This window comes from Caulobacter sp. 602-1, assembly GCF_003931565.1.
In the GTDB taxonomy this organism is placed as follows: Bacteria; Pseudomonadota; Alphaproteobacteria; order Caulobacterales; family Caulobacteraceae; genus Caulobacter.
Genome location: NZ_RRYI01000001.1, coordinates 762,403 through 787,740, shown reverse-complemented (window position 1 = coordinate 787,740; position 25,338 = coordinate 762,403). Strand labels below are relative to the sequence as shown.

Annotated in this window: 31 protein-coding genes; 13 read left to right on the top strand and 18 right to left on the bottom strand. The window is 69.3% G+C overall.

Annotation, left to right across the window (positions count from 1 at the left end):
- Positions 1-6: 6 nt before the first annotated feature.
- The 4 genes from EIK80_RS03725 to EIK80_RS03710 form a co-directional block, all read right to left on the bottom strand.
- Positions 7-1,665: a type II and III secretion system protein family protein gene (locus tag EIK80_RS03725; protein WP_370450181.1), complete on the bottom strand. Its 1,659-nt coding sequence runs from the start codon at positions 1,663-1,665 to the stop codon at positions 7-9.
- A gap of 20 nt (positions 1,666-1,685) precedes the next feature.
- Positions 1,686-2,582: a Flp pilus assembly protein CpaB gene (gene cpaB / locus EIK80_RS03720; protein ID WP_125155603.1), complete on the bottom strand. Its 897-nt coding sequence runs from the start codon at positions 2,580-2,582 to the stop codon at positions 1,686-1,688.
- Positions 2,583-2,787: 205 nt separating this feature from the next.
- Positions 2,788-3,300: a prepilin peptidase gene (locus EIK80_RS03715; protein ID WP_125155602.1), complete on the bottom strand. Its 513-nt coding sequence runs from the start codon at positions 3,298-3,300 to the stop codon at positions 2,788-2,790.
- A 180-nt stretch (positions 3,301-3,480) separates the two neighbouring features.
- Positions 3,481-3,657 (bottom strand): Flp family type IVb pilin, encoded by a 177-nt coding sequence (locus EIK80_RS03710; protein WP_125155601.1) that lies wholly within the window; start codon positions 3,655-3,657, stop codon positions 3,481-3,483.
- A 317-nt stretch (positions 3,658-3,974) separates the two neighbouring features.
- Here EIK80_RS03710 and EIK80_RS03705 point away from each other — a divergent pair, with 317 nt between their 5' ends.
- The 3 genes from EIK80_RS03705 to EIK80_RS03695 all read left to right on the top strand — a co-directional run bounded on the left by EIK80_RS03705 (position 3,975) and on the right by EIK80_RS03695 (position 5,634).
- A complete protein-coding gene (locus tag EIK80_RS03705; protein WP_125155600.1) occupies positions 3,975-4,409 on the top strand; it encodes a pilus assembly protein N-terminal domain-containing protein in 435 nt (144 codons plus the stop codon).
- Positions 4,410-4,498: 89 nt separating this feature from the next.
- Positions 4,499-5,056 (top strand): TadE/TadG family type IV pilus assembly protein, encoded by a 558-nt coding sequence (locus EIK80_RS03700; protein ID WP_125155599.1) that lies wholly within the window; start codon positions 4,499-4,501, stop codon positions 5,054-5,056.
- Complete coding sequence (locus EIK80_RS03695) at positions 5,053-5,634, top strand: TadE/TadG family type IV pilus assembly protein (RefSeq protein WP_125155598.1); 582 nt, start codon at positions 5,053-5,055, stop codon at positions 5,632-5,634. Before EIK80_RS03700 ends, EIK80_RS03695 begins: the two co-directional genes overlap by 4 nt.
- Before the next feature lie 3 nt (positions 5,635-5,637).
- On the opposite strand, the gene EIK80_RS03690 is transcribed toward EIK80_RS03695, so the two are convergent.
- From EIK80_RS03690 to EIK80_RS03670, 5 genes are all read right to left on the bottom strand, one after another.
- Complete coding sequence (locus EIK80_RS03690) at positions 5,638-6,414, bottom strand: aminotransferase class IV (RefSeq protein WP_125155597.1); 777 nt, start codon at positions 6,412-6,414, stop codon at positions 5,638-5,640.
- Complete coding sequence (gene pabB, locus EIK80_RS03685) at positions 6,411-7,736, bottom strand: aminodeoxychorismate synthase, component I (protein WP_125155596.1); 1,326 nt, start codon at positions 7,734-7,736, stop codon at positions 6,411-6,413. The genes EIK80_RS03690 and pabB overlap by 4 nt, the downstream gene beginning before the upstream one ends.
- A 55-nt stretch (positions 7,737-7,791) precedes the next feature.
- On the bottom strand, positions 7,792-9,270 hold the full coding sequence (locus EIK80_RS03680; protein ID WP_125155595.1) for an MFS transporter: 1,479 nt from the start codon (positions 9,268-9,270) through the stop codon (positions 7,792-7,794).
- A 104-nt stretch (positions 9,271-9,374) separates the two neighbouring features.
- Positions 9,375-10,148 (bottom strand): tyrosine-protein phosphatase, encoded by a 774-nt coding sequence (locus tag EIK80_RS03675; protein ID WP_125155594.1) that lies wholly within the window; start codon positions 10,146-10,148, stop codon positions 9,375-9,377.
- A 1-nt stretch (position 10,149) separates the two neighbouring features.
- Positions 10,150-11,349, bottom strand: a complete 1,200-nt coding sequence (locus tag EIK80_RS03670) for an acyltransferase family protein (RefSeq protein ID WP_370450180.1) — start codon at positions 11,347-11,349, stop codon at positions 10,150-10,152.
- Between the two features lie 103 nt (positions 11,350-11,452).
- Here EIK80_RS03670 and ygiD point away from each other — a divergent pair, with 103 nt between their 5' ends.
- Positions 11,453-12,223, top strand: a complete 771-nt coding sequence (gene ygiD / locus EIK80_RS03665) for a 4,5-DOPA dioxygenase extradiol (protein WP_125155593.1) — start codon at positions 11,453-11,455, stop codon at positions 12,221-12,223.
- A gap of 128 nt (positions 12,224-12,351) precedes the next feature.
- On the opposite strand, the gene EIK80_RS03660 is transcribed toward ygiD, so the two are convergent.
- Positions 12,352-13,050, bottom strand: coding sequence for a DJ-1/PfpI family protein (locus EIK80_RS03660; RefSeq protein ID WP_125155592.1), 699 nt, complete (start codon positions 13,048-13,050; stop codon positions 12,352-12,354).
- A gap of 95 nt (positions 13,051-13,145) precedes the next feature.
- On the opposite strand from EIK80_RS03660, the gene EIK80_RS03655 reads away from it, so the two are divergent.
- Positions 13,146-14,087, top strand: coding sequence for a GlxA family transcriptional regulator (locus EIK80_RS03655; RefSeq protein ID WP_125155591.1), 942 nt, complete (start codon positions 13,146-13,148; stop codon positions 14,085-14,087).
- A 134-nt stretch (positions 14,088-14,221) separates the two neighbouring features.
- The gene (locus tag EIK80_RS03650; protein ID WP_125155590.1) at positions 14,222-14,488 is read left to right on the top strand and encodes a hypothetical protein; all 267 of its coding nucleotides are present in this window, start codon (positions 14,222-14,224) and stop codon (positions 14,486-14,488) included.
- A 45-nt stretch (positions 14,489-14,533) separates the two neighbouring features.
- On the opposite strand, the gene EIK80_RS26055 is transcribed toward EIK80_RS03650, so the two are convergent.
- Positions 14,534-14,701, bottom strand: coding sequence for a hypothetical protein (locus tag EIK80_RS26055; protein ID WP_158624636.1), 168 nt, complete (start codon positions 14,699-14,701; stop codon positions 14,534-14,536).
- 109 nt (positions 14,702-14,810) lie between these two features.
- On the opposite strand from EIK80_RS26055, the gene EIK80_RS03645 reads away from it, so the two are divergent.
- Complete coding sequence (locus tag EIK80_RS03645) at positions 14,811-15,161, top strand: DUF3147 family protein (protein ID WP_125155589.1); 351 nt, start codon at positions 14,811-14,813, stop codon at positions 15,159-15,161.
- A 59-nt stretch (positions 15,162-15,220) separates the two neighbouring features.
- The gene (locus tag EIK80_RS03640; RefSeq protein ID WP_125155588.1) at positions 15,221-15,940 is read left to right on the top strand and encodes a hypothetical protein; all 720 of its coding nucleotides are present in this window, start codon (positions 15,221-15,223) and stop codon (positions 15,938-15,940) included.
- 3 nt (positions 15,941-15,943) lie between these two features.
- On the opposite strand, the gene EIK80_RS03635 is transcribed toward EIK80_RS03640, so the two are convergent.
- Positions 15,944-16,855, bottom strand: coding sequence for a carbon-nitrogen hydrolase family protein (locus EIK80_RS03635; RefSeq protein ID WP_125155587.1), 912 nt, complete (start codon positions 16,853-16,855; stop codon positions 15,944-15,946).
- Positions 16,852-17,406, bottom strand: a complete 555-nt coding sequence (locus tag EIK80_RS03630; RefSeq protein WP_125155586.1) for a DUF1003 domain-containing protein — start codon at positions 17,404-17,406, stop codon at positions 16,852-16,854. The genes EIK80_RS03635 and EIK80_RS03630 overlap by 4 nt, the downstream gene beginning before the upstream one ends.
- A 154-nt stretch (positions 17,407-17,560) precedes the next feature.
- On the opposite strand from EIK80_RS03630, the gene EIK80_RS03625 reads away from it, so the two are divergent.
- Both EIK80_RS03625 and EIK80_RS03620 read left to right on the top strand, forming a co-directional pair.
- Entirely contained in the window at positions 17,561-17,746 is a 186-nt protein-coding gene (locus tag EIK80_RS03625; protein ID WP_125155585.1) for a DUF1508 domain-containing protein, read from the top strand.
- 162 nt (positions 17,747-17,908) lie between these two features.
- Positions 17,909-18,739, top strand: coding sequence for an SDR family oxidoreductase (locus EIK80_RS03620; RefSeq protein WP_199743362.1), 831 nt, complete (start codon positions 17,909-17,911; stop codon positions 18,737-18,739).
- Here the strand turns inward: EIK80_RS03620 and EIK80_RS03615 are convergent.
- The 3 genes from EIK80_RS03615 to EIK80_RS03605 form a co-directional block, all read right to left on the bottom strand.
- Positions 18,699-19,889: a cell wall hydrolase gene (locus EIK80_RS03615; protein WP_125155583.1), complete on the bottom strand. Its 1,191-nt coding sequence runs from the start codon at positions 19,887-19,889 to the stop codon at positions 18,699-18,701. The genes EIK80_RS03620 and EIK80_RS03615 overlap by 41 nt on opposite strands.
- A 441-nt stretch (positions 19,890-20,330) precedes the next feature.
- Positions 20,331-21,302: a hypothetical protein gene (locus EIK80_RS03610; RefSeq protein WP_199743361.1), complete on the bottom strand. Its 972-nt coding sequence runs from the start codon at positions 21,300-21,302 to the stop codon at positions 20,331-20,333.
- A 32-nt stretch (positions 21,303-21,334) separates the two neighbouring features.
- A complete protein-coding gene (locus EIK80_RS03605; RefSeq protein WP_199743360.1) occupies positions 21,335-21,664 on the bottom strand; it encodes a PadR family transcriptional regulator in 330 nt (109 codons plus the stop codon).
- Between the two features lie 136 nt (positions 21,665-21,800).
- Between EIK80_RS03605 and EIK80_RS03600 the strand changes: the two genes are divergently transcribed.
- On the top strand, positions 21,801-22,178 hold the full coding sequence (locus tag EIK80_RS03600; RefSeq protein WP_125155580.1) for a VOC family protein: 378 nt from the start codon (positions 21,801-21,803) through the stop codon (positions 22,176-22,178).
- A 37-nt stretch (positions 22,179-22,215) separates the two neighbouring features.
- Here EIK80_RS03600 and EIK80_RS03595 read toward each other — a convergent pair whose 3' ends face one another.
- On the bottom strand, positions 22,216-23,109 hold the full coding sequence (locus tag EIK80_RS03595; RefSeq protein WP_125155579.1) for an SDR family oxidoreductase: 894 nt from the start codon (positions 23,107-23,109) through the stop codon (positions 22,216-22,218).
- A gap of 14 nt (positions 23,110-23,123) precedes the next feature.
- Complete coding sequence (locus EIK80_RS03590) at positions 23,124-23,864, bottom strand: SDR family oxidoreductase (protein ID WP_125155578.1); 741 nt, start codon at positions 23,862-23,864, stop codon at positions 23,124-23,126.
- A 130-nt stretch (positions 23,865-23,994) separates the two neighbouring features.
- Here EIK80_RS03590 and EIK80_RS03585 point away from each other — a divergent pair, with 130 nt between their 5' ends.
- Positions 23,995-24,885, top strand: coding sequence for a LysR family transcriptional regulator (locus EIK80_RS03585; protein WP_125155577.1), 891 nt, complete (start codon positions 23,995-23,997; stop codon positions 24,883-24,885).
- A 22-nt stretch (positions 24,886-24,907) separates the two neighbouring features.
- On the top strand, positions 24,908-25,330 hold the full coding sequence (locus tag EIK80_RS03580; protein ID WP_125155576.1) for a DUF1810 domain-containing protein: 423 nt from the start codon (positions 24,908-24,910) through the stop codon (positions 25,328-25,330).
- Positions 25,331-25,338: the final 8 nt, after the last annotated feature.

Sequence of the window (25,338 nt, the reverse complement as noted above, 5' to 3'; positions counted from 1 at the left end):
GGCGTCCTACTCGATCACATAACCAACGGGGCCCTGGTACGCGCGCCCGACGTTCGCGCCGGCCGGCGCCTTGACCACCTTGTTGAGACGTCCCAGCAGGACCGTGCTCATGTCGTTGGCGAAGACCAGGCCGTCGGCCGGCGTCTGCAGGTTCTGCGGACGGGTCGGGTCGACGATGTACGGGGTGACGATGATCACCAGCTCGGTCTGGCCGTTCAGGAAGTCGCGCGACCGGAACAGCGTGCCCAGGATCGGCATCGAGGTCATGCCCGGGAGAGAGTCGATCGTCTGCTTGGTCGTCTGCTGCAGAAGGCCGGCGATCATCAGCGAGCCGCCCGACGGGATCTCGACGGTCGTCTCGGCGCGACGCACCGAAAGGCCCGGCACCGTCAGGGCCGTCGAGGCCGAGCCGGCGGACACCGTGAAGGCGCCCAGGCTGGACAGCTCGGAGACCTCGGTCGAGATCTTCAGCGAGATGCGGCCGCCCGACAGCACCACCGGGGTGTAGCCCAGGCCCACGCCGTACGGCTTGAACTCGATCGAGATCTTGCCGGTCTGGTCGCTGCCGGTCGGGACCGGGAATTCGCCGCCGACCAGGAAGTGGCCGGCCTCGCCGGACACGGCCGTCAGGTTCGGCTCGGCCAGAGTGCGAACCAGGCCCACGCGCTCGAACGCCTGGACCATGCTCTTGGCCTGGTTGAGGCCGGTGCTGCCGGCCACGTTCCGGATCGTCGACAGCGGATCCTTGGGATCCACGAAGTCGTAGGCCTTCAGCGTCTCGGAGGTCGTGCAGACGCCGTTCACACAGCTCGTCAGCGGCACCTTCACGTCGCGCGAGATCACCGGCGCCTTGGTGGTGTCGCGGCTGTAGCCGCCGGTCACGCCGCCCAGCAGGGCGCCGTTGACGCCATAGGTCGGCGACAGGCCGAAGCTGAACTGGTCCTGGCCCAGCTGGCCCATGATGGCGTTGAGGTCGAAGCCCAGCTGCTTGATGACGTTGCGCTGCACCTCGATGATGCGGACCTGCAGCATCACCTGGTCCTTGCCGGCGATGGTCAGCATGTTCAGCACGTTCTCCGGCTTGCCGGTGAACTGGGCGGCGATGCGCGAGACGGCCTCGGACTCCGCGGCGTTGCGCACGGCGCCGGTCAGCACGACGCTGTCGCGGATCGGCTGGACCTGGATGCGGGCGTCGGGCAGCACCCGCGCCAGGGTGGCGGACAGCTGGTCGACCGGCTGGCTGACGCGGATGTTCAGCGACACGATCCGGCGGCCGGCGGCGTCGAAGAAGGCCGCGTCGGTGACGCCCTCGGCCAGGCCGACGACATAGACGCGGCGCTTGTCACGCAGCACGGCGTCGGCGACCAGCGGGTTGGTGACCAGCAGGTCGCGGACGTCGCTGGGCAGTTCGATGATCGCCGACTTGCCCCGCGCCAGCTCGACCGTCGCCGCGCTCTGATCGGCGGTGAGGACGATGCGGGTCACCTGCTCGCCGACCGGCGGCGCCATCGGCATGACCGGCGGCGGCGGGGCCGGACGCGAGCGGGCGGCGGGACGATAGACGTGCGAGCCGCCGATCGGACCGTCGGCGAAGGCCGGCGCGGTCGAGGACAGGCCCAGCAGCAGGGCCAGATGGACCGTCACGATGCGACGCTTGAGGGACATTTCAGCTTTCACCGGGCGGATCATGGACGCACCGAGACGTTGGAGGTCTGGCCGCCCCGATTGATGCGGATGGTGGAGTCCGCGACGGCCGCCTTCTGGGCGAGGCCCGAGGGGCCGCCCAGATCGGTATAGGCGCGCAGGGCCAGGGTCACCGGACCGCCGGCCTTGGCGCGGGTCAGGGCCTCGGCCTCGGTCGGGCCGACCTCGAGGGTGGCGGTGGCCGCGACGATCGACTTGGCGTCCTTGTCGGCGGACGTGGACTGGTCCAGGGCCAGGACGCGGATGTTCTGCAGGACGGTCTCGGCCTGGACGACCCGGCCGTTGGCCGAGCCGCTGTCGCCGGTGGCGTTGAACTGGGCCTCGTGTGTCACCAGCACGTCGACGCGGTCGCCGGGCAGGATGAAGCCGCCGGCCGCGGTCTCGGACGTGACCGGCACGGCCATGGCGCGCTTGCCGGGGGTCAGGACGACGGACAGGTAGCCGCCCTCGCCACCGCGCACGATCTTGCGGTTGGTGATCGGCTCGCCAGTCAGGATCGGGTCGCGGACGATCGCGCCCTCGACGATCTTGGCCGGATCGCCACCGATCATCTGGTCGGCGGCGCCGGTGACGGCGGCCTTGGCGGCCTCGACCTTGCCGTCGGGCGCGGCCGGGGCCGCGCCATTGGTGATGAAGGCGCCGCTGAGGGCGTCGGACGGCCAGGCCTGCCAGGCGACGTCGGCGGCCACCAGGCGCGTGCCGATCGGCAGGTCGCGCTTGGCCACCAGGACCTGGGTCATCGGCTTGCCCGGCGCGGCGGGCGCGGCCACGGCGACCGGGGCGGCCGGCTTGCCCCCCAGCGCGCGCTGCAGGACCACGGCCAGGCCGATGGCCGAGACGGCGGCGATCAGGACGATCAGGAGGCGAACGGGACTCATGGCGCGGGCTGAAACTCAAGGGGGAACCGAACGGCCGCCGTCCGGCGAGCGCGCGCGATTCGTCAGTCAGCCTTTCTGGCCACGCTCCATGCTCGCCCGCGCATGGTTAACGGCTGCTAAAAGTTTTCACCGTTCAGGTGGCGAGCCGCGCGGCAGGGTGTCGCGGAATGAGTCAGCGCGCGGCGGGGCTCAACTCAGGAGAGTCTCAGCCCAGGGCCGCGACGGCCAGGGCGCCGTGCGGGAAGGCCCACAGGGCGCCGGCGGCGATGGCCACGCCGTACGGCAGGTCGCCGTCCTTGGCCGCCAGCTTGCGCAGCCAGGCCGGCCCGCCGGCCACGGCCGGAACCAGATAGCCCGAGCGCAGGGTCAGGATGGCGAGGGTCAGGACGCCGCCCGCCAGGCCGGTATAGACCAGGAACAGGAAGGCGCCGGGCCAGCCCATCCACAGGGCGCAGACGGCGAACAGCTTGCCGTCGCCGCCGCCGATCCAGCCGGCGGCGAACATCCCCATTCCGAGGACCAGGGCGGCGAAACCCACGGCCAGGCACAGGCCGATCTGGGCCAGGGGCGCGCCGCTGACCAGGGCGGCCGGGACGAAGGCGGCGATCAGGGCCAGCGAAATCCAGTTGGGGATCGTGTAGCTGATCAGGTCCTTCAGGCCGCCGATGATGGCCAGGACCGGAAAGATCAGCAGCAGCGGGATCTGGATAGCTTGCATGCTCTGGCGCCTTGTCAAATCCCTGTCGGGGACCCTTTCCATACCGGGTCATTCTGGGACGGACGGATGAAGCAATCGTTTCCCGCGTCTCGGCGGGAGCCTGGAACATCTGTCATCCAGGCAAAGAAAAAGGGCCGAGGCTGGAGCCTCGACCCTTTTCTTTTCGAGCGTTAACTGGACTTAGGTGCCAGCGGTCTCGACCTTCGTCTTGATGTCGTTGAACTTCGTGTTCAGCGCGCCACCCAGGGCGCCGACGCCCGTGATGATGACGACGGCGATGAGGGCCGCGATCAGGCCGTATTCGATGGCCGTGGCGCCCGATTCATCCTTCAGAAAGCGCGTGACGAACTTGGTCATGTCTAGATCTCCTAAAGTCAGAGCTGGTTGATTTGAGGCTTCAAGCCGGCTCGACTTGCTAACCCCCGAAAACACGATCAATTTCGCCGAGCTCACTTAATGCTGAGTAAACACCAGTTGGTTTCTCAGATTTTTCTTTTGGTTTATTTGAGTTTACCATTATCTGTTCTTAACCATGGCCCACCCAAGATCGATCAATCCCTTTTGAATCAAGGACTTTCTCAAGCGACGCTTGGACGCACGTGAACGGCCCTTAGTCTTTTGTTGACCAAACCAAAGGATGCTGAGGCACGTTCGGATCCGAGATCGGAAACCTCATGCGCCGCCTTTCGCTCGCCATCGCCGCCGTCCTGACCCTCTCGGGGGCCGCCGCCAACGCCCAGACGGGCGTCCTGCCGGCGAAGACGACCTCGGCCGACCTACCGCTGGGCGCGGGCGAGGCCTTCTATATGAGGGTGGGCGGCGCGGTGCGGGACGTGGTGGTGGCCGATCCCACCATCGCCGACGTCAGCATCGTCAACGAGCGCACCCTGGTCGTGATGGGCAAGCGTGCGGGCGTCACCACCCTGATGGCCTTCGGGGCCGGCGGCCGCACCCTGACCAACCGCCAGGTGGTGGTCTCCGAGGTCGGCGACGGCGGCGTCACCATCTATCGCGGCGCGACGGCCAACAGCTATGCCTGCGGGGCCGCCCGCTGCATGCGCGTCGGCGCGGCCGGCGCGGCCCCCGGCCCGGCCTCGGGCACGCCGTAGCGCCCTCCCCACGCGAGCGCGCGCTCTAACCAGTGGTTAGGATCGTCCGGCTAGACTGGCGGACGATCATTTCAGGGTCCGCGCGCCGCATGGCCTACAATCACATCTTCGCTCGCGCCCGACGCCGGCTGACCCGCTTCGCCGGCCGCTTCGCGCGCGCCGAGCGGGGCGCCACGGCGGTCGAGTTCGCCCTGGTCTTCATGCCCTTCCTGATGCTCGTCTTCGCGCTGATCGAGTTGGCCCTGGTCTACATGGTCTCGCTGCTGCTCGAGAACGCCGTCATCGACGTGGGCCGCACCATCCGCACCGGCGAGGTGCAGACCAACGGGGGCACCGCCGCCACCTTCAAGGCCGCCGTCTGCAACAAGATCGGCCCGATCGGCGCGATGAGCTGCGACAGCGCCCTGCAGCTCGACGTGCGGACCTATGCCGACTACTCGGCCAGCGCCAGCTCGGCCTCGGCGACCGACGCGGTGCCGACCAACATGCAGTGGAACCCCGGCACAGCCGGCTCGATCGTCCTGGTCCGCGCCTACTACACCTGGCCGCTGATCTCGCCGCTGATGCAGACCGGTTTCCAGAAAGCCAACGGCCGATGGATCGTCTACGCCGCCACCGCCTTCACCAACGAGCCGTACGACCAATGACCCGCCGCGCGTCGCCCCGGCTGAAGCAGGCCTCTCTGAAGACCTTCTGGCGCGACACCCGCGGCGTCTCGGCCATCGAGTTCGCCCTGATCGCTCCGGTGCTGATCCTGATGTATTTCGGCTTCGCCGAAACGACCCAGGCCATGATGGCCCAGCGCCGCCTGTCGAACATCACCGCGCAGATCGGCGACATTGTCGCCCAGAACCCCCAGACCGGCCCAAAAAAGATGACCGACATCTTCAACATCGGGAATCTGATCATGGCGCCCTATCCGGCCGCCGGCCTGAAGATGTGCGTCTATAGCGTCGTCTCCGACTCCAAGGGCAAGAACACCGTCGCCTGGGTGAAGCCCAACCCCGCCGGCGTGGGCATGGCCGGCTGCCCGGCCAAGGGCGCGACCGTCGCCGACATCTCGACCGGCGTGCTGGCGGCCAACCAGAGCATCATCGTCTCGCGGGCCACCTACGACTACAGCTCGCCGACCAAGCTGGTCATGCCCACCACCATGACCTTCAAGCGCAACTACTATCTGCGCCCGCGCCGCTCCGACACGGTGACCTGGGTCGACACGCTCTAGACGTCAAAACAGAACGCCATAGCGCTCGACCAGCCGGTGCGGGGCGTAGGTCCGCTCGCCCAAGGGGGTGACGAGCCGCGAGAGCGGGCGCAAGCCGATCAGGCTGTTGCTCAGGAACACCGCCTCGGCCCGATCCAGCGCCTCGACCCCGACGGCCACCGCCTCGACCCGTTCGGCCGCCATCAGCCGCGCCCGGGTGATCCCGGCCAGCGCGCCGCAGTCCAGGCGCGGGGTGAACAGCCGCCCGCCCTCGATCCAGAACAGGTTGGCCGCCCCGGCGCAGGCGATCTCGCCGCGATTGTTCAGCATCACCGCCTCGTCGGCGCCGGCGGCGCTGGCCTCGGCCCGGGCCAGGACATTGTCGAGGTAGCTCAGGGTCTTCAGGCGCGAGGCGGGCGAGCCCTCGTTGCGGCGCGTGGTCGCCACGATCGCGCTGGCCGGCGCGGTGACGGGCGCGGACGGCGCGGCGGTGGCGAACAGGCGCGGCAGCGGCGCGGCCGGGCGGTCCAGCCCCCGGCCGCCCGAACCGGCGGTCAGGGTCAGGCGCACGGCGAACCGGCCGGCGGCCGGCGCCGCCTGACGAACCAGCCCCTCGGCCTCGTCGCGGTCGAACGGCAGGCCCAGCACCGCGCAGCCGGCGGCCATGCGATCGAGATGGGCGGCCACGCGCGGCAGGTCGCCATCGACCGCCAGCAGGGTCTCGAATAGGCCGTCGCCGAGCAGCAAGCCCCTGTCTTCGAAAGGCACGGCCTCGAAAGGAAGGGCGTCGTGAAGGGTCATTCCGTCAGGGCCCTCTTCAGCGCGGCGATCTTGGCCTCGGTCTCCAGCCGCTCGCCGCGCGGATCGCTGTCGGCGACGATCCCCGCCCCGGCGCGGGCCTCCAGGGTCCAGCCCCGGCCGTCCTCGACCAGGCCGACCGTCCGGATCAGGACGCTTGAATCGAACGCCCCATCAAAGCCGGCCCAGAACAGGCTCCCGCAGTAGGGTCCGCGCGGCGGCTCCAGGCCGGCGATGACCTTCATCGCCTGGATCTTGGGGGCGCCGGTGATCGAGCCCGGCGGGAAGCTGGCCCGCAGCAGATCGGCGACCGCCCGGCCGCCGGCCAGCTGGCCGGTCACCGTCGAAACAAGATGGTGGACGTTGGCGAAGCTCTCGACCTTGAACAGCTCGCGCGTCTTGACGCTGCCCGGCGGACTGACCCGGGCCAGGTCGTTGCGCATCAGGTCGACGATCATCAGGTTCTCGGCGCGGTCCTTGTCGCTGGCCAGCAGCTCGGCGGCCAGGGCCCGGTCCTCGGCGGCGTCGCGGCCGCGCGGGCGGGTGCCCTTGATCGGCTGGGTCAGGATCGCCCCGTCCGGATCGACCTTCAGGAAACGCTCCGGCGAGTTGGAGACCAGGGCCCGGCCCGGCAGGCGCAGATAGGCCGAGAACGGGGCCGGGCTCTGGCCGCGCAGCCGCGTGAACAGGTCGAACGGATCCGCGCCGGCCGCCAGGCGTCCGGTCCAGGCGCGGGCGATATTGGCCTGGAAGATCTCGCCGGAGAGGATGCGCGCGACCACGTCGGCCACGGCGACCTCGTAGGCCTCGCCGTCGGAAGCGGTCAGATCCAGGCACAGCGGCCCCTCGAACGGCGCGTGATCGGCCGAAGCGTCCAGCCAGGCCAGGGCCTGCCCGGCGCGCGCGCACGCCTCGGCGTCGGTCTCGCCTCGGCCCACGGCCACGACCCGTCGCGCGTGGTGGTCGAAGGCCAGCAGGGCCGGATAGCGGGCGCAGGTCAGGTCCGGCCAGGCGGCGCGGGCCAGGCCCAAACGCTCGACGCGGTCGCCCAGTTCGTAGGACGCCAGACCAACCACCCCGCCCTGGAACGGCGGACCGTCAGGGTCGCTTGGCTGGCGGGGACCGGTCAGCTCGGCGAGCCTGGCGAACGGATCGGCCGGATCGGCGGCGGCGAGGCTGAAGGTCTCGTCGGGCAGGCGCAGCAGATACGACCACCGCCCGGCGCCGCCGGTGACCAGGGCGCAGGCGTGGGGCTCGTCCCGGAACGGGGCCAGCGCCCACGTCGGCTCGCGCCAGGGGGCGGTAAGGAGAGCGACGCGGCGCATGACGTGGTGATAGCGGCGCGAGATCGCGCGCGCCAGACGCTCCGCCGGGGAGGACCTACTCCCGTCCCCCGCCTTTCACCGTGAACAGCCCGACCAGCCCCAGGGCCAGCAGGCCGGCGATCGGGATGAAGCCGGCCACCTGGCTGGCGAAGATCTTGGTCGCCAGGGCCACCAGCAGCGAACCCAGCCACATGGTCGCCGTGCCCGACAGCGAGAACAGGCCGAAGAAGGCGGCCATCCGGTCCGGCGGGGCCAGACGCACCAGCAGGGTGCGGCTCGACGCGTACTGGGCGGTGACGAAGACCGCGATCAACAGGCCCAGGCCCAGATAGATCAGCTCCGGCAGGGTGCGGAACAGCGGTCCGTTCCAGACGGCCGGATGGGTCGCCGCGTCCCAGGTCCAGAAGAACAGGATCTTCTCGCGGCCCATGCCCAGCGTGCCCAGCAGCACCAGGATGCAGATGCCGACCTCGACCTGGATCGCCCGCCGGGGGCCCAGCGTCTTGTCCAGCCACGGCGCGATCAGGCCGCCCAGCACGCCAAAGATCGACAGCGAGATGCCGTAGGCCAGCATCTCCAGCTCGCCCCACTTCATCAGTCCGGCCGCGAACAGGCCGCCAAAGATCAGCAGGGCGGTCATGCCGTCGCAATAGAGCATCCGGGCGCCCAGGAACTTGGCGACGTCGGCGTGGCCCTTGAGGTTGGCGAAGGTGTCGAGGATCAGCTTGACGCCTTCCTTGATCGCCGCGCCCAGCGAGGCGCCGGTCCGCGGGGCGTCGCGGGTCCACAGGAAGAACGGGATCGCGCCCAGCAGCATCACCGCCGCCGACAGCGGGCCGACGATGCGGCTGGGCTCGTGCTCGACCTGGCTGAGGCCGAACAGCGGCGCGGCCGGCACGAACGACCACGGCACGACGCCCGGCAGCACGAAGGCCCACATCACGAAGATCAGCAGGGACACCGACAGCCCGTTGGCCAAGGCGTAGCCCAGGCCCGACAGCACCGGCTCCTGGCCCTTCTCGGAGGCGCGCGCCAGCAGCGAGTTGTTGAGCACGTCGCCGCAGTTATAGGCCACGCCCAGGATGATCAGCGCCAAGCCCACCAGGTCAACCGGCAGGCCGCCGGGCTTGGCCAGCCACAGGGCGAACAGCAGGGGCGCCATGATCGCCAGGATCAGGGCCATGAACGGCTTGCGCGGCCCGAACCGTTCGATCGAAGCGCCCAGGATCGGGGCCAGGGCGGCGGTCAGCAGGCCATAGACGGTGGAGATGTCGGCGACGGTCGCCTGCCCCCGGACCGGATCGCCGACCAGCACCCGCGAGAAATAGGGCGAGAAGACATAGATGGTGACCAGGATCACATAGGGGTCGCGCGACCCCTGGTGCAGGATCCAGCTGAGCGCGCTTCGCGAGAGCTTTTGCTTGGGCGCGGGGACCAGGACATCGTCACCCGCGACATCGCTCATGCCCGGAGGCCCGCCCGCCAACTCACTCATACCGCACCCTAGCGACGCTCGGCCCTCTGATGGGACCATGGGATGAGGCTGGACCTTAAACGAGCGTTTGTCACCTTAAGGATTTGAGCTCCTTCCTTGTCATTCCGAACAAGCGCTTCGCGCTTCCGGGACGACAAGAAAAGTTACAGCAGAATGTGCGCCCGCACCTTCTCGCGCGTGTCGGCATCGAGGCCGACCGCCTGCTCCAAGTACCCATCGAGCGAGCCGTGCTCGGCCTTCATCACCGCGAACGCCGCCGCCAGATAGCGGGCCTCGACGCCCATTGCCGCACGCATGGCCGCCTCGTCCGGGCGGCGACCGGTGATCCCCTCGATGTGGTCCATGAACATCGCGCCCCGGCGGTCGAAGCGGGTCGGGTCGTTGGTCAGCAGGTAGTCGTCGATAACGTCGTCGTCGGCCACCCCGGCGATGTGGTGGGTCAGGGCCGCCAGCACGCCGGTGCGGTCCTTGCCCGCCGCGCAGTGGATCAGGGCCGGCCCCTTGCTCTCGGCCAGGGCCAGGAAGAAGCGGCGGAAGAGGTCGATGTGCCGTTCCTTGAACGGCAGGCGGCGGTAGTATTCGTCCATGTAGTCGTGGACAGAGGCCTCGGTGAGGTCGGTGCTGGTGATGAACTCCAGCCACGGATCGGTCCCCGTGACGCCCAGGTCGTTGTCGATCACCTGGGCGGAAAAGCCCGTCCAGCGGCGCGACGGCGAACGCTCGCGCTCGTTGGGCCGGCGCAGGTCGACCAGGGTGACGATGCCCAGGGCCGCCATCGCCTCCAGGTCGGCGTCGGTCGCCTCGGCCTGGTGGGCGGCGCGGAACAGCACGCCCCGCTTCAGCCGCCCCGCCCCCGCGGCGTAGTCGCCGAAATCTCGGAAGTTCTCGACGCCTTGAAGGGGGATATGGCGGGTCATTCTACTTCCTCAGCAACGGCTGGATGCGATCCTGCAGCGGTTGGTCGACATAGGTGTGAAACAGCCACGCGAAGCCATAGGCGATCGGGAAGCCGGCCAGCCACATCAGCCACTGCCAGCCGATGCCGATCGGCACGGTCTCGATCAGCTTGTGTACGGCGCTCCAATAGATCACCCCGACGAAGATGTGGGTGATGAACAGGGCGAACGAGAGCTTGGCGCCCTCCTCGATCCAGGCCTTCGGGCGCTTGACCGGCAGGCGCCCGGCGCCCAGCACGATCATGGCGATGGCCAGGAGCGACGGGGCGTCGAACAGCCAGGTGTCGGGCAGGGCATAGCGGTCCAGCGTCTGGGTGACGACCAGCAGGGCGACGCCGCCCCACAGCAGGACCTTGGCCGCCGTCTCCGACGGCCAGCGCATGTCGACGACCCGCGCCAGGCAGACGCCCAGGATGAACAGCGGCAGGGCGCGGACGACGCCGTACTGGAACCCCAGGTCCGGCAGGGCGTGGTGGAAGACGTGGCGGGCGATCACCTCGAAAACGCCCAGGATCGCGGCCGCGCCCAGCGGCAGGATCCAGGCGTGGCGCACCTTGCTGACGGTCTTCCAGAAGAACGGGAACAGGGCGTAGCAGACGATCAGGGCCGACAGCGACCAGCTGGGCAGGTTCCAGCCGTCGCTGGTGAAGCCCCAGGCGTGGACCAGGAAGGCCTGGGCCGGCAGCTGGTCCCAGGCGAAGCGGCTGGGCTTATGGGCGTCGGTGCCGACGGTGTTGAGCAGCAGCACCAGCACGGCCAGCATGGCCAGCACCACGAGGTGCCCCGGCCACACCCGCGCCGCGCGGCGAGCCCAGAAGCGCGGGGTGCTGATATGCCCCTTGATCACCGAGCCGCCATAGGCCCGGCCCAGCACGTAGCCGGACAGCATCAGGAAGAAGTCCGTCGCCAGGAAGCCGCGCGAGAACACCTGGCCGAACCGCTCGATCCGCATCGGACTCTCGGCGCCATAGTGATAGACGACGATCAGCAGCGAGGCGAGAAAGCGCAGGAAATCCAGCGCGCCGCCCCGGACAGCCTCCTTGTCGGGGCGTTCCATCACGACCGCGGCCTGCGGCCCTTCGCCGGCAGGCGCATGGTCGGTCGAGACGGGAGCCTCGCCCGGAGGAATCTGGGAAAGCGGGACGGTCACGGGTCCCGCCATAACAAAGCCGCCGCCCCCGCGAAAGCCGTGTCCGGAACGTCGTCTTGCGGTATGGCGTCGCGGCCACTATCTGCAACTTCTACTGTTTCTAATAGGATCGACCATGTCTCGCCTGCCCGTCCTGTTCGTCGGCCATGGCTCGCCGATGAACGCCATCGAGGACAATGCCTGGAGCCGCGCCTGGCGCCGGCTGGGCGAGACCCTGCCGCGTCCCAAGGCGGTGCTGATGGTCAGCGCCCACTGGGAGACGCGCGGCGCGGCGGCGGTCAGCGCCTCGCCCGCGCCCGAGACCATTCACGATTTCGGCGGCTTCCCGCAGGCGCTGTTCGATGTCCAGTACCGCGCGCCGGGCGATCCGGCCCTGGCGGGGCGGGTCGCCGAGCTGCTGTCCCCCGACGTCGTGGTCCAGCACCCGACGCGCGGCCTGGACCACGGCGCCTGGGGCGTGCTGAAGCCGATGTATCCCGATGCGGACGTGCCGGTCGTTCAGCTGAGCATCGATCGGGCACGCCCGGACCGCTGGCACTACGAGGCCGGGCGGCGCCTGGCGGCTCTGCGCGACGAGGGCGTGCTGGTCATGGGCAGCGGCGACATCGTCCATAACCTGCGCGCGGCCGACTTCCGCCGACCCGAGGCGCCGCCGTGGGCCGACCGGTTCAACGAGAAGGCCAAGGCGCTGATCCTGGCCGGCGACCACGATCCGCTGATCGACTGGCGGAGCCTGGGGCCCGACGCGGAAATCTCGATCAACAGCGCCGAGCACTATCTGCCTCTGCTCTACGTGCTGGGCGCCCAGAAGCCCGGCGAGCCGGTGAGCTTCTTCACCGACGACGTGTTCGCGGCGATCTCGATGACGGGGGTGCGGGTGGGGTAGCGCCGACAAGATGCTCCCCCGCGTTGCGGGGGAGCTGTCGCGGAGCGACTGAGGGGGCCAGTGCTGCTTAAGCCGGGCTCGCCCCCTCCGGCCCTCCGGGCCACCTCCCCCGCAACGCGGGGGAGGATTTATAAGAGCGCCGCCGCCGCCTTTTCCGCCGCGGCCAGCCTCTCCTCCATTCCCTTGCCGTACAGCGTCGAGATCCGCTGCAGCACCTCGGGCGGCGCGGTCTCCGGCCGGCCGGCGTCGAACGGCGGGGCCGGCGCGTATTCCACGGCCAGCTGGATGCCCTGCGCCACCGCCTCGCCGGCCAGCTCGGCCACGACGGTCAGGGCGAAGTCGATGCCCGCCGTCACGCCGCCGCCGGTGATGTAGCGTCCGTCCCGCGCCACCCGCGACGGGTCCGGGATCGCGCCGAACAACGCCAGCTGGTCGCGCCACGCCCAGTGACAGGCCGCCCGCCGGCCCTTCAGCAGGCCCGCCGCGCCCAGCACCAGGGAACCCGTGCAGACCGAGGTCACATAGCGCGCGCCATCGGCCAGCCGCCGGATCTCGGCGATGAAGTCCATGTCGCCCATGGCCTGCGTGGTCCCGAACCCGCCCGGCACGATCAGCACGTCGCAGGCGTCGATGTCCGACAGTTTTGGCAGGCGCGCGAAGACCAGGCCGTCGGCCTCGATCTCGCCGCCCTCCAGGCTGGCCACCGTCACCCTGGCGCCCGGCAGGCGGCACAGGATCTGGTGCGGACCGGTGAAGTCCAGGTGGGTCACGCCGGGGAAGATGGCGATCACGATGCTCAAGGATTCGGGGTTGGGCGGCTGGCTCATGCGATAGTCTCCGTCATGATTGCGTGGAGAACATGGTTCAGTTAGCGTTCGTCTGAAATGACATAGTTCCCACGGTTTCAGCCAAGGCCTTCGTCATGCCCCGCGCGATCGGCTTCCTCGTCTATCCGGGCTTCCAGCTGCTGGACGCCACCGGCCCCATCGCGGCCTTCGAGATCGCCGGGCGGTTCTCGCCCGGCGCCTACAGCCTGCACTTTCTCTCCCTGCGCGGCGAGCCGACGCCCAGCTCGGCCGGCGTGACGATCCAGACCACCGCCCTGGCCGACGCGCCGCGCCTCGACACCCTGCTGATCTCCGGCGGCGACGGGGTCAAGGTTCCGGCCACCTGCCCCGAAACCCTGGCCTTTGTCCGCGCCGCCGCCCGCGACTGCCGCCGCGTGGCCTCGGTCTGCTCGGGAACCTACGTCCTGGCCGCGGCGGGCCTGCTGGACGGCAAGCGCGCCACCACCCACTGGAGCCGGACGAAGGACTTCCAGCGCCGCTTTCCGGGCGTGAAGCTGGAGCCCGACCGGATCTGGATCCAGGACGGCGCGGTGTGGAGCTCGGCCGGTATCACCGCCGGCATCGACCTGTCCCTGGCCCTGATCGGCGCCGACGAGGGCGAGGCCGTCGCGCGGCGCACAGCCCAGCAGCTGGTGGTCTATCACCACCGCCCCGGCGGCCAGTCGCAGTTCTCGGCCCTGATCGACCTGCGCCCCGGCCGCTTCGACGCCCTGCTGTCCTGGGCGCGCCAGAACCTGGCCGAACCGCTCAGCGTCGAGCAGCTGGCCGATCGCGCCGCCATGAGCCCGCGCAACTTCGCCCGCCTGTTCGCCCAGGAGACCGGCGTCACCCCCGCCAAGGCCGTCGAACGCCTGCGGGTCGAGGCCGCCCGCGCCCTGCTGGACAGCCAGCCGCTGCAGGTCGAGGACGTGGCGCTGGAAACGGGCTTCGGCGATCCCGAGCGGATGCGCCGGGCCTTCATCCGCGCCTTCGGCCAGCCGCCCCAGGCGCTGCGCCGCTCAGCCAAGGTCATGTGAAAGGCCGAGGTTCGTCGCGGGCTTCCCCGCCAGGACAGGACCAAGCCCGGCCGTACAATCGGACATCGCCGCGCAACATCGGGACCGGATGGTGCGTTCCGGGATCGAGGGACTATTCGATCTTGGAGCCCACCATGCCCGTCGCGAAACTGCTGGGCGCCGCCGCCCTGGCGGCCGCCACCCTGGCCCTGACCGTCCCGTCGACGGCCGGCGCCTTCGACCGATACGATCGCCATGATCGCCATGATCGCTACGACTATCGGCACGACCGCCATCACGGTCGCTATGACCGCGTCCGCTACGATCGCGGCCGCCACTATCGCCCTCACAAGGTGCGCGTGTGCCATCCCGAATGGCGCCATCACCACCGCGTGACCGTCTGCCGCTACGTCTGGCGCTAGGACGCGCGGGCCGCCCGCCTGACCCGGCGGGCGGCCTTGCTCCAGCTAGTCCGGCGCGCCTTGGGCCTTTTCCAGCGCTTCGTCGACCCGATGGGCCGCGGCCGTCCCGCCAGCGTCATCGGCGGCGATGTCGCCTTGGTCGTTGAGATCGGTATTGGCCTTGGTGATGGCTTCTTCGGCCTTCTCTTCGGAGAGCTTGTCGGTATCGGGCATCGGGACGCTCCTTTTGGGTGTCCGGACTCAACCCCAGGCGCGTGCGCGCGTTCCTACGGTCAAGCCGCCGTCCTTGGCCCGAACGCCGGATCGGTCCAGGCTGGGCTCCATGCTCTATCTCGTCATCAAGGCCGCCGTCTCGGGCGTCATCGTCGCCGCGGTGTCGGAGATCGCCAAGCGCTATCCCGGCCTGGGCGGGCTGGTCGCCTCGCTGCCGCTGGTCTCGGTGCTGGGCATGATCTGGCTGTGGCGCGACACCCACGACCCGGCGCGGATGAGCGCTCATGCCAGCGGCACCTTCTGGTTCGTCCTGCCCTCGCTGCCGATGTTCCTGCTGATCCCGGCGATGCTGAAGCGCGGCGCGCCCTTCTGGGCGGCGCTCGTGGCGGGCTGCCTGCTGACCATGGCGCTCTACGCGGCGATGGTCTGGGCGGGACCGAAGCTGGGCCTGAAGCTTTAGATCAACCTCTGGACGATCACCGCCCACCTCGATAGCGTCCCCTTATCGGGGAGCTTCGCATGCACGGACTACGAACCTTTCTGCTAGCGCTGGTCCTGGTGTCGCTGGCCGGGGCCGCCCACGCCGGGACCTGCGAGCAGCGCTCGGCGACGGTGTTTGTGCTGAAGGGCTCGACCGACCAGGCCATGGCCGACTGCGTGGCGGCCAGGCTGAAGCCGACGACAACCGAGCTGGTGGTCGACAGCGAGGGCGGCGCCGTCAACACCGCCATCGACATCGCCGAGCGGCTCTCGCCCCTCGCCGACCTGACGATCCGCGTCGACGGCCAATGCAGCTCGTCCTGCGCCAACTACTTCCTGCCGTTGGGTCGCAAGCTGCTGGTGGGCAAGTTGGCCGTGATCCTCATCCACGGCGGCTTCGACGGCGCCATGGTGAGCAAGGCCGCGCCGAAGGACCGCGCGCGGGTGCAGGCCATCGCGGACCGGCAGCTGGCCTTCGCGCGCAAGCACAAGATCCCCCCCGGCTGGCTGCTCTATCACACCGAGGCCGCCCCGCAGCGCGTCGACGGCCTGGACGGCGCCTTCCGCTGGCGGACCGCGCCGGGCGACAAATACTATGTGGTCGAGACGCCGATGCTGCGCTCGTGCCTGCCCCGGTTGGACGTCACCGCCTACGATCATTGGCTGAAGACCCAGCTGACGCCCGAGCGCCTCGCGCGCTTCAAGAAGGAGCGCTACGTTCCAACCGGCGCGGTCGTCTGCAACGGCCAAGGCTGGTAGGCGTCACAACGCCGTTCGCGCCTTCGACCGCGGGTCCTCGACCAGCGCGCCCGAATGCAGCACGCCGTCGATCGCCCGGTCTCGCCAGGCGATGGTGCTGTCGTAGAGGTCGGCGCTCAGCTCGACCTCGGAGAGCAGCAGACCTTCGGTCTCGACCTCCAGCGCCCCGGTGATCACCCCGTCGGGCCGCACGAAGAACGACGGCCAGCAGCTTCTCGGCGCCGACGAGTTCGGACAGCTGATCCACAGGTTGTTGTTGGAGGCGGCCGCGATCATGCCGGCGGGCATGGTGATGGCCGGCAGGGTGGTCCCGCCGGTCAGGCGGTGGGCGCCGACCCCGGCCTCCATGGCCGCGAACCGCCCGTCCGACAGCCCGCCCGCGTGGAAGCCGTGGAACATCAGCCGCGCGCCGAGGCGATGATAGGCGCGATAGAGCTCCGGATAGCGGTAGTCGTGGCAGATCAGCACGCCGCAGCGCACGCCCGCGATCTCGAACACCGCGAAGTGGTCGCCAGGCGTGTAATGGGCCAGGTCTCCGGTCAGCCCCGCCGCGTCGCCGGCGCAGAAGCGCTTGTCGTAGCGGTCGACCAGCGCGCCGCCGGCGTCGATGACATAGGCGCAGTTGTGCGGCCTGCGCCCCTCGCTCAGCCGATGCGCCGAGCCGATGACGACCCAGAGCCCAAGCTCGCCGGCCAGCGCCATGATCCGCCGCGTGGCGGCCTCCAGGCGCGCCCAGTCGAAGCCGTCGAAACTCGCGAAGTCCACGCCGGCATAGCCCGACAGCGCCGCCTCCGGAAAATGCGCGACGTCGGCGCCGGCGTGCCGGGCCCGCCGCATCAGCCGTTCGATGGCCGCGAGGTTGGCGTCGATGTCCGCCGACACCGCGAACTGGGCGGTGACGAGGGTCAGGCTCATGAGCGCTCGGTCCTCAGCCGGGCGACCTCGCCCTGCAGCTCCTCCAGCCGCGCGGCGTGTTCGCGGCACAGGACCATCAGCTCCTCGCTGCGCAAGGCGTCCAGCTTGTCGATCACCCGCATGATCTCCAGTTCGGCGCGCAGGTTGACGGCGTAGTCGTGCTCGGCCGTCTGGCGGTCCTTCGCCGCCTGGCGGTTCTGGCTCATCATGATCACCGGCGCCTGGATGGCCGCCAGGGTCGACAGCAGCAGGTTGAGGAAGATGAACGGATAGGGGTCGAAGGCGTGCTTGAACGGAGTCAGCAGCAGGTTGACACCCATCCACAGCACCAGCGCCAGACCGAAGCCGCCGATGAAGCCCCACGAGCCGCCGACCGCCGCGACCCTGTCGGCCAGCCGCGTCCAGAAGGTGGAGTCCTCGTCCTCGCCGGGTTTTTCCGACGGCGCCTCGTGCAGGATCAGGTCGATGACCCGCCGCTGCACCTCGGCCAGTTCGCCATAGGGCCGGTTCAGCAGTTCGCGGGACAGCTGGTCGAGGCGTTCCTGGGACATGGCGGACTCACGGGGAAGAGGCCCGGATCATCGGGGCGCCGCGGCGACGCTGGCAAGTCGTGACAACGTCGCGATTGACAGCAAAGGTCGACAAGGCGACCGTCCCCGCGTCGGTGGGGCCGACGACCTCTCGATCTTTTCCAGGAGAAAGCCCATGGCCCATAAGTTTGTGATCAAGAAGAACAAGGCGGGCGAGTTCGTCGCCTATTTCACCTACAACGGCGAGAGCATCTTCTGGACCGAAGGCTATTCGGCGAAGGCCTCGGCCAAGAACGCCATCGAGTCGATCCTGAAGAACGGCCCGGGGGCCGAGATCGACGACCAGACGCTGGCCGACTGATAGAGGCCTCCCGCGATGCGGGGGCGCTGTCGCGGAGCGGCCGAGTGCGAGCTGGACGTTGGTCGCGCTCGCCCCTCCCGCCCTCCGGGCCGCCTTCCCCGCGTCGCGGGAGAGATCTTCTTCGGCGCACCTTGACCCATCGCGCGCCTAGCCTTCTGATCATTGATAACAATGATACGGGAGGGCGTCGACATGCCGGCCAATGGTCGCAAGAGCATCTTTATCACCGGGGCCGCCAGCGGCATCGGCCTGGCCTGCGCCAAGCGCTTCGCCAGCGCCGGGTGGTTCATCGGGCTGTCTGACATCGACAAGGCCGGGCTGAAGGCCGCCCTGCTGGCCATCGGACCAGACAACGGCTCCCTCCATCCGCTGGACGTCCGCGACCGCGACGGCTGGGCCAACGCCCTGGGCGAATTCGGCAAGGAAACGGGGGGCAAGGCCGACGTCCTGCTGAACAACGCCGGCGTCGCGCGGTTCGGGGTCCTGGAGGATCTGTCCGACGCCGACTGCGACATCCAGATCGACGTCAACATCAAGGGCGTGGTCAACGGCGCGCGGGCGGGCCTGCCGCTGCTGAAGGTTGCCGGCGGGCGGCTGATCAATGTCGCCTCGTGCGCGGGGCTTTACGGCTCGCCGAAGCTGGCGGTCTATTCGGCCACCAAGTTCGCGGTGCGCGGCCTGTCCGAAGCCCTGGACATCGAATACGCCCGGCACGGCGTCAGCGTCGCCTGCGTCATGCCGTGGTTCGTCGAGACGCCGATCCTGAACGCCGGGGCTTCGGGCTCAAACGAGCACATGGCCGACGCCCTGCGCGCCGGCGGCCTGGAGGTCTATCCCGTGGAGGACGCCGCCCAGGCGGTCTGGGACGCCGCCCACGGCAAGCAGTTGCACTACTTCGTGGGCAAGCGGGCGAAGCAGATGCGCTTCGCCACCAGCCACATGCCCAACACCGTCAGGAAGCAGCTCCGCTCCCGGCCCCTACTGTCGTCTTGAGGCCTTCCAGCGGCGCGCGGTCGGACGAGACCGGGATCGCCTTGGTGGAGGCCGCGGTCGCCGGAGCCTTGATCGACATCGCCGAGGCCGGCGTGGTCTTGGCGCCCGTGGCGATCGGCGCCGAAGCCGGTTCGGTCACCGCCGCGCCGACCGGACCGCCCATGCCCGGAGCGGTCGTCGAGGCGGGCTCGAGGCGACCCAGGGCGCTGGCGGCGTAGACCACCGGCGGACGACCATCGGCGGTCAGGCTGGCGATCTCGGACGGGGCGATATCATCGACGCTGGGCAGGCGCGACGGCGCGAAGCTCGAGGCGCCTCCACGACCGAAGCGATAGAAGATGTGCATGCCGACCTGGGCGACGCGCAGCAGGCGCGGCCCCCAGCCGGGCGAGACATTGATCGTGTGGAAGTGCGTGGCCAAACCGACCTCGCTCTGGATCGTGCCGGCCAGGGTGCGCGAGGCGACCTTGCGGGCCCGGGCCCAGGCGCCGACGTCGCGGGCGCGGCGCATCGAGCCGTCGCAGGCGAAGCTGAACTGGCAGCCCGTGCGGTTGTAGGCGCCTTGGAAGACCACGCCGCAAATCGACTTCGGAAAGGCCGGATGGCGCACGCGGTTCATCACCACCTGGGCCACGGCCGCCTGGCCGCTGGGGGTCTCGCCACGCGCTTCGTAATAGACGGCGTCGGCCAGGCATTCGAGCTCGCGCGAGCTCTCCAGGGCGTTGCCCAACTGGAACGGCGTGCTGCCCCCGACGTTGAAGGCGTTGCCGAAGCTGGCGCGGAGCATCAGCGGACCGGTGCGGCCGCTCTGGCCGGGCATCAGGCTGGAGCCGGCGCCTTCGAGGCGGGCGGCGAGCTGCTGGGTCTGACGGCCGCTGCGTTCGACCGCGGCGAAGAGATAGGGATCATGACGCTTGGCCACGGCGAGGGCGCCGGGGTCCATACGCGTAGAAGCGCTGAGCATCGCCGCGTCGGAGAAGTTCCCCGAAGCGCCTTCCGCCAATCGGGCGACGCGGGCGTGGGTGGAGGCCGATTGGGCCAGGCCACCCAGAAGGTAAACGCCGCCCAGGGCCAGACCCGTGATGGATCCGACCAATACGGCGCCGACCAGCCCGCGCGCGTCCGCGCGCGTCTGCGACTTGATATACAAAACTCGTGTCCTGCGCGGCGAGGGCGCTCGGGCCCCCCGACAAAAACCGCCCCGAAACCCCCGGTAAATCCACTGCGGGGAGCGCTTCGAAGCGGAGACCCGGCCGTATCACGATGTGGCCAAGGTCCTGCTTGTTGCGGCTTATGACGTATCCGTGACCGACTCGCAAGCACTTGCCGCACCGCAACATGGCTCCTGCGCTCAGAAGTCGCACAGTTGAATTGTTAACGCCTTGAATCATCGCGAGAAGCTGGACGACCGCGAGCGGCGTTTTTTTGTGGATGGAAACGCCTTGTCGCACCTGTGTTCGCCGATTTCTGAACCGTCTTCGGCGGCGCCGCATCGTTACTCGACGACGACATAAACCTTAACATTCGCGGTGAACGAAGACTCTGAACACGGAGCTTTCCACCCTCCGAACCGCCCTTTCGAAATCACCGCCTAGCGCCCCCGCGCCAGGCGCCAGGCGTTGACGGCCAGGGTCGTCAGACTGATCGCCGCCATCACCACCAGGATCACCTGGATGGAGAGGTCGACACTGCGCCGCAGGTTGCCCAGCGCGGCATAGGCGCCCTCCGGAGCCTGGAAGACGATGAGCGGCTGGGCCGGCCAGAGCACGGCGACCAGGGCCACGCCGCCCAGGGCGCAGACGATCTCGGCGGCGGCCCGGGCGCGCACCGCGCCGGGCCGGATCACCGTGATGGCGGCCGAGACCATCTGCAGCAGCGCCAGGACCAGGATCGGCCAGTAGAACGTGGTGAGCACCGGAGCCAGGATGACCTTGAGGTCGCCGCGGCCGGCGTCGAACATGGCCCCGATCGGGAACTTCATCGCGCCGGTCCACCAGCCGACGAACAGCGCCAGGGCCGCCAGCTCGAACACGGCGTCGAAACGGCTCTTGGCGAACAGGGGCCTGCCGCGCGGGATATGCGGCAGGTCGGCGACCTTCCACTTGGCGAACTCGTCGACCTTGATCCAGCCGCGCTCGATCGCGGCCCCGACGAGGGTGGCCACGCCAACCAGGCTGAAGGCGAGCGAGACGAAGTCGCCGAACAGGCCGCCTATCCGATGGGCGTCGGCGTCGCCGATCACCAGCAGCACGCCGCCGGGGATGAAGGTGGCCATGGCGGCGATGACCAGCATCACCTTCACCGCGAACTCCCAGAACGGATAGAGCTCCGGTCCGATCAGCGACTGGCGCGGACCATAGCGTCCGGCCACGGCGATCGGATGGCCGATCTCGCGCAGCAGGTCCTCGGTCTCGCGCTTGTCGAGCCGCCGGCCGAGACGCCCTTCCGTCTCCTCGACGCGGTTCATGATCAGGTCGCGCAGCTCGGCGGCGATGTCTTGGCGCTGGGCCTTCGGCAGCAGGGCGGCCACGGCCGCCAGGTAACGATCGATCAGATCGCTCATGGTCTTGTCCCCTTGGAAATGAGAGGCCGCGCTCACAGCAGCGGCTCGAGGGCGGCGTTGATCGCGCGCCATTCGTCGGCGAGGCGGGCCAGCACGCGCCTTCCCTCGTCCGACAGCTGGTAGAAACGCTTCTTGCGCTTGTCTTCCTCGCGCCACTCGCTGGCCAGCAGCCCCTGGGTCTCCAGCCGGCGCAGCATCGGGTAGAGCGCGCCTTCGTCGATCTCCACGCCCACGGCCTGAAGGGCCTGGCGCAGGCTGTAGCCGTACCGCTCCTCCCGCAGCTGGGCGAGGACGGCCAGGATCAGGGTCCCTCGCCGCAGCTCCAGGCGGAGCGATTCAAAGATGTCCGTATCGGTGGGCATGGGGTGTGCGTCGCATAGTGTGTGGCACATGGTGTGCGATACACACTGTGTGACACACAGGAAAGGCGTGAGTCAACAGATGCGGAACGCCGTTCGGCTTCACGCTTTTCTCCGGCAAGTCAGACGGAGTTTTCGAATGCTCGGCGACCAGGACGCCCAGGCGACGGTGGCGGTTAGGGACCTGACGGTCGCGCGGCCGTTCTATGAAGAGATCCTGGGCCTGAAGCCCCTGCCCTCCGACCAGTCCAACGTCCAGGCCTTCCAGGCCGGCAAGTCGCTGGTGCTGGTCTACGAGTCGCAGTTCGCCGGCGGCAACAAGGCCACCGTCCTGACCTGGGCGCTGGGGGACACCTTCGACGCCGCGGTTGAGATGCTGAGGGACCGCGGCGTGGTGTTCGAACGCTACGACCTGCCGGGGATGGGCCACGACGGCGACGTCCACGTGGCCGGCGGAATGCGCGTGGTGTGGTTCAAGGACCCGGATGGGAACATCCTGAGCCTGGGGAACTACTAGATACGACCAAGACCCACTCCCCTTGCGGCGGACGGGATCACTTCACCGTCAGCAGATCCTCCAGCCCGATCCGCCGGAACATCTCCGCCCGCACGCGATCCGCCACGCCGTTGACGATCTCCGCGCCGTCCTGCGACGGGTCGATGTGCACCCGGAACGGACGTCGGCCGAAGGGCGCGTCCACCACCCGGGCGATGGCCCTGGCCACCTCGCCGGCGTCGGCGTCGGCGGGCTCCAGCGCGGCCAGGCCGTTGAGCGCGGCCTCGGCCACCCCGGCGTAAGGCCCCTTCATGTACGCCTCGGCGATCGCTTCATCCGCCGGCTTGCCGGAGTGGGCGAAGTGGTTGGTGCCCTTGGTGAAGGCCCCCGGCACGATGATCGAGGTCTCGATCCCCCAGCGGGTCAGTTCGCTGGCGTAGGAGACGGCCAGGCTGTCCATCGCCGCCTTGGCCGCGAAGTACGGGGCCAGGAACGGCGGGGTCCCGCCGCGCGTCGAGCTGGACGACACCCAGACCACCAGGCCCCTGCCCTGCTCGCGCAGCACCGGCAGGGCGGCGCGATTGACCCGCTGGGTCGAGAGCACGTTGACGTCGAACAGCTGCGTATACTGCTCGGGCGTGAAGGCCTCGGCCGGGCCGAAGCTCATATGGCCGGCGTTGTGGACGAGGACATCCAGGCGGCCGTCGGCGGCGACGATCCGGGCGATCGCGGCCTCGACCGAGGGCTCGGAGGTCACATCCAGTTCGACCGTGCGCAGGTCGACGCCGCGGGCCTGGGCGTAGTCGGCGGCGGCCGACGCCTGGGCGGCGTTGCGGCCCGCCGTCTCGCGCATCGAGGCGTAGACCGTGTGGCCGGCGTCGGCCAGGGCGCGGGCGGTGAGCGCCCCGAAGCCCGAGGAGGCGCCGGTGACGAGGATGACTTGCTTTTCCATGATCCGATCCTCCCTCAGACGATGCCGCCGTTGACGCGCAGGACCTGGCCGTTGACCCAGGCGCCGTCCGGACCGGCCAGGAAGGCGATGCTCCCGGCGATATCGTCCGGCTGGCCCAGGCGCTCGAGCGGGGCGGCCTTGGACAGGCGCTCGATCACCTCGGCGGGCTTGCCGTCCAGGAAGAGCTTGGTCGCCGTCGGTCCGGGGGCGATCGCGTTGACCGTGATGTTCCGGCCGCGCAGCTCCTTGGCCAGGATGGCGCTCATCGTCTCGACCGCGGCCTTGCTGGCGGCATAGACGCCGTAGCCGGGCGGCAGCAGGCCGACCACGCTGGACGACAGGCTGATGATCCGGCCGCCGTCGCGCAGGCGGCGGGCGGCCTCGCGCAGGACGTTGAAGACGCCCTTCAGGTTCACCGCGAGGGTCTGGTCGAACAGAGCGTCGTCGGCGTCGGCGATGTTGGCCAGCTTCATGATCCCGGCGTTGTTGACCACCACGTCGACGCCGCCGAACGCCGCCTCGGCGCTGTCGAACAGGCGCCGGACGGCGGCGGGGTCGCTGACGTCGGCCTGGGCCACGACGGCCTTGCCGCCGGCGGCCTCGATCTCGCGCGCCACCTGTTCGGCCGGCGCGGCGTTCCCGGCGTAGTTGACGATCACCGCGAAGCCGTCGCGGGCCAGGCGCCGGGCGGTTTCCGCGCCGATGCCGCCCGAGGCGCCGGTCACCAGCGCCACCTTCGAAGTCTGCTGAGTCATTGGAATGTCTCCGGTCTCTTTCGGGGCCGACCTTGTGTCGGCTGGGAGACCATGCGCCTTCGCCCCGGTTGAATAATTCAGCCAATCGCGACATGACTATTCGTATTATCGAATAATGGAGACAAACGACGTGGATCGGTTCGAGGCGATGCGGCTGTTCACGCGGATCGTGGAGCGCCGCAGCTTCACCCAGGCCGCCGCCGATCTCGACCTGCCCCGCTCGACCGCCACAGAGGCCGTGCAGCAACTGGAGAGCCGGCTAGGCGTGAGGCTGCTCCAGCGCACCACCCGCCAGGTCAGTCCCACCCTGGACGGCGAGGCCTACTATCAGCGCTGCCTGCGGCTGCTGGACGACCTGGAGGAGGCCGAGGGCGCGTTCCGCGAGCGCACGCCGCGCGGCCTGCTGCGGATCGACGTCCAGGGCGCGCTGGCCCGGCGATTCATCTTTCCGGGCCTGCCCGCGTTCCTCGCCCGCTATCCGGAGCTGAAGATCCAGATGACAGAGGGCGATCGCCTCGTGGACCTGGTGCGCGAGGGCGTCGACTGCGTGCTGCGGCTGGGCGACCTGGAGGACAGCGCCATGGTCGGCCGCCGCGTGGCCCTGCTGCCCGAGGTGACCTGCGCCGCCCCGGCCTATCTGGAACGCCGGGGCGTCCCGCTCGCGCCGGAAGACCTGAAGACCCACCGCATGGTCGGCTTCCTACAAGCGGGGACCGGACATCCCTACCCGCTGGAACTGACGATCGACGGCAAGCCGCGCCAGATCGCCGTGTCCGCCGACGTCACCGTCAACTCGGCCGAGAACACCGTGGCCATGGGCCTGCTGGGCCTGGGCCTGATCCAGATCCCACGCTACCGGGTCGAGGCCCAGCTGGCCGAGGGAAGCCTGGTCGAGGTGCTGGCCGACTTCCCCCCGACCCCGACGCCAGTGTCCCTGCTCTATCCGCGCAGCCGACAGCTGTCCCCGCGCGTTCGGGTGTTCATCGACTGGGCCGCGCGGCGGTTCGGTTCGGGACGGTAACGACTTGCATCGGGAGTTTGCGATGGCGGATCTCAGCCGCTTCGTCGAGGCCCAGACGACCGTCCACGACACCGCCCTGGCCGAGCTGAAACGCGGCCGCAAGACCAGTCACTGGATGTGGTTCGTGTTCCCCCAGATCGCCGGCCTGGGCCACAGCCCGACCGCCCGCTTCTACGCCATCGCCGATCTGGACGAGGCCCGCGCCTATCTGGCCCATCCCGTGCTGGGCCCGCGCCTCGTGGAGGCGGTCGAGACCATCCTGGCCCTGGCCGGCCATGACGCCCGCGCCGTGTTCGGATCGCCCGACGACCTGAAGCTGCGCTCGTCCCTGACCCTGTTCCAGGCCGCCGCGCCGGACGAGCCGTGCTTCCAGCAGGCCCTCGACAAGTACTTCGCCGGCGCGCGCGATCCGCTGACGCTTGAACGGCTGAAAAAACAGCCCTGAGTTGACAT

Excerpts from the sequence above, each read along its gene's own strand:
- EIK80_RS03690 (WP_125155597.1), bottom strand. The coding sequence starts at position 6,414 with ATGACCCTTCACGACGCCCTTCCTTTCGAGGCCGTGCCTTTCGAAGAC.
- pabB (WP_125155596.1), bottom strand. The coding sequence starts at position 7,736 with ATGCGCCGCGTCGCTCTCCTTACCGCCCCCTGGCGCGAGCCGACGTGG.
- EIK80_RS03590 (WP_125155578.1), bottom strand. The coding sequence starts at position 23,864 with ATGACTCAGCAGACTTCGAAGGTGGCGCTGGTGACCGGCGCCTCGGGC.
- EIK80_RS03625 (WP_125155585.1), top strand. The coding sequence starts at position 17,561 with ATGGCCCATAAGTTTGTGATCAAGAAGAACAAGGCGGGCGAGTTCGTC.
- EIK80_RS03650 (WP_125155590.1), top strand. The coding sequence starts at position 14,222 with ATGCCCGTCGCGAAACTGCTGGGCGCCGCCGCCCTGGCGGCCGCCACC.
- EIK80_RS03640 (WP_125155588.1), top strand. The coding sequence starts at position 15,221 with ATGCACGGACTACGAACCTTTCTGCTAGCGCTGGTCCTGGTGTCGCTG.
- EIK80_RS03680 (WP_125155595.1), bottom strand. The coding sequence starts at position 9,270 with ATGGTCCCATCAGAGGGCCGAGCGTCGCTAGGGTGCGGTATGAGTGAG.
- EIK80_RS03655 (WP_125155591.1), top strand. The coding sequence starts at position 13,146 with ATGCCCCGCGCGATCGGCTTCCTCGTCTATCCGGGCTTCCAGCTGCTG.
- EIK80_RS03610 (WP_199743361.1), bottom strand. The coding sequence starts at position 21,302 with ATGAGCGATCTGATCGATCGTTACCTGGCGGCCGTGGCCGCCCTGCTG.
- EIK80_RS03675 (WP_125155594.1), bottom strand. The coding sequence starts at position 10,148 with ATGACCCGCCATATCCCCCTTCAAGGCGTCGAGAACTTCCGAGATTTC.
- EIK80_RS03600 (WP_125155580.1), top strand. The coding sequence starts at position 21,801 with ATGCTCGGCGACCAGGACGCCCAGGCGACGGTGGCGGTTAGGGACCTG.
- EIK80_RS03605 (WP_199743360.1), bottom strand. The coding sequence starts at position 21,664 with ATGCCCACCGATACGGACATCTTTGAATCGCTCCGCCTGGAGCTGCGG.
- cpaB (WP_125155603.1), bottom strand. The coding sequence starts at position 2,582 with ATGAGTCCCGTTCGCCTCCTGATCGTCCTGATCGCCGCCGTCTCGGCC.
- EIK80_RS03645 (WP_125155589.1), top strand. The coding sequence starts at position 14,811 with ATGCTCTATCTCGTCATCAAGGCCGCCGTCTCGGGCGTCATCGTCGCC.
- EIK80_RS03670 (WP_370450180.1), bottom strand. The coding sequence starts at position 11,349 with ATGGCGGGACCCGTGACCGTCCCGCTTTCCCAGATTCCTCCGGGCGAG.
- EIK80_RS03710 (WP_125155601.1), bottom strand. The coding sequence starts at position 3,657 with ATGACCAAGTTCGTCACGCGCTTTCTGAAGGATGAATCGGGCGCCACG.
- EIK80_RS03725 (WP_370450181.1), bottom strand. The coding sequence starts at position 1,665 with ATGTCCCTCAAGCGTCGCATCGTGACGGTCCATCTGGCCCTGCTGCTG.
- EIK80_RS03700 (WP_125155599.1), top strand. The coding sequence starts at position 4,499 with ATGGCCTACAATCACATCTTCGCTCGCGCCCGACGCCGGCTGACCCGC.
- EIK80_RS03705 (WP_125155600.1), top strand. The coding sequence starts at position 3,975 with ATGCGCCGCCTTTCGCTCGCCATCGCCGCCGTCCTGACCCTCTCGGGG.
- EIK80_RS26055 (WP_158624636.1), bottom strand. The coding sequence starts at position 14,701 with ATGCCCGATACCGACAAGCTCTCCGAAGAGAAGGCCGAAGAAGCCATC.
- ygiD (WP_125155593.1), top strand. The coding sequence starts at position 11,453 with ATGTCTCGCCTGCCCGTCCTGTTCGTCGGCCATGGCTCGCCGATGAAC.
- EIK80_RS03630 (WP_125155586.1), bottom strand. The coding sequence starts at position 17,406 with ATGTCCCAGGAACGCCTCGACCAGCTGTCCCGCGAACTGCTGAACCGG.
- EIK80_RS03695 (WP_125155598.1), top strand. The coding sequence starts at position 5,053 with ATGACCCGCCGCGCGTCGCCCCGGCTGAAGCAGGCCTCTCTGAAGACC.
- EIK80_RS03635 (WP_125155587.1), bottom strand. The coding sequence starts at position 16,855 with ATGAGCCTGACCCTCGTCACCGCCCAGTTCGCGGTGTCGGCGGACATC.
- EIK80_RS03660 (WP_125155592.1), bottom strand. The coding sequence starts at position 13,050 with ATGAGCCAGCCGCCCAACCCCGAATCCTTGAGCATCGTGATCGCCATC.
- EIK80_RS03595 (WP_125155579.1), bottom strand. The coding sequence starts at position 23,109 with ATGGAAAAGCAAGTCATCCTCGTCACCGGCGCCTCCTCGGGCTTCGGG.
- EIK80_RS03715 (WP_125155602.1), bottom strand. The coding sequence starts at position 3,300 with ATGCAAGCTATCCAGATCCCGCTGCTGCTGATCTTTCCGGTCCTGGCC.
- EIK80_RS03580 (WP_125155576.1), top strand. The coding sequence starts at position 24,908 with ATGGCGGATCTCAGCCGCTTCGTCGAGGCCCAGACGACCGTCCACGAC.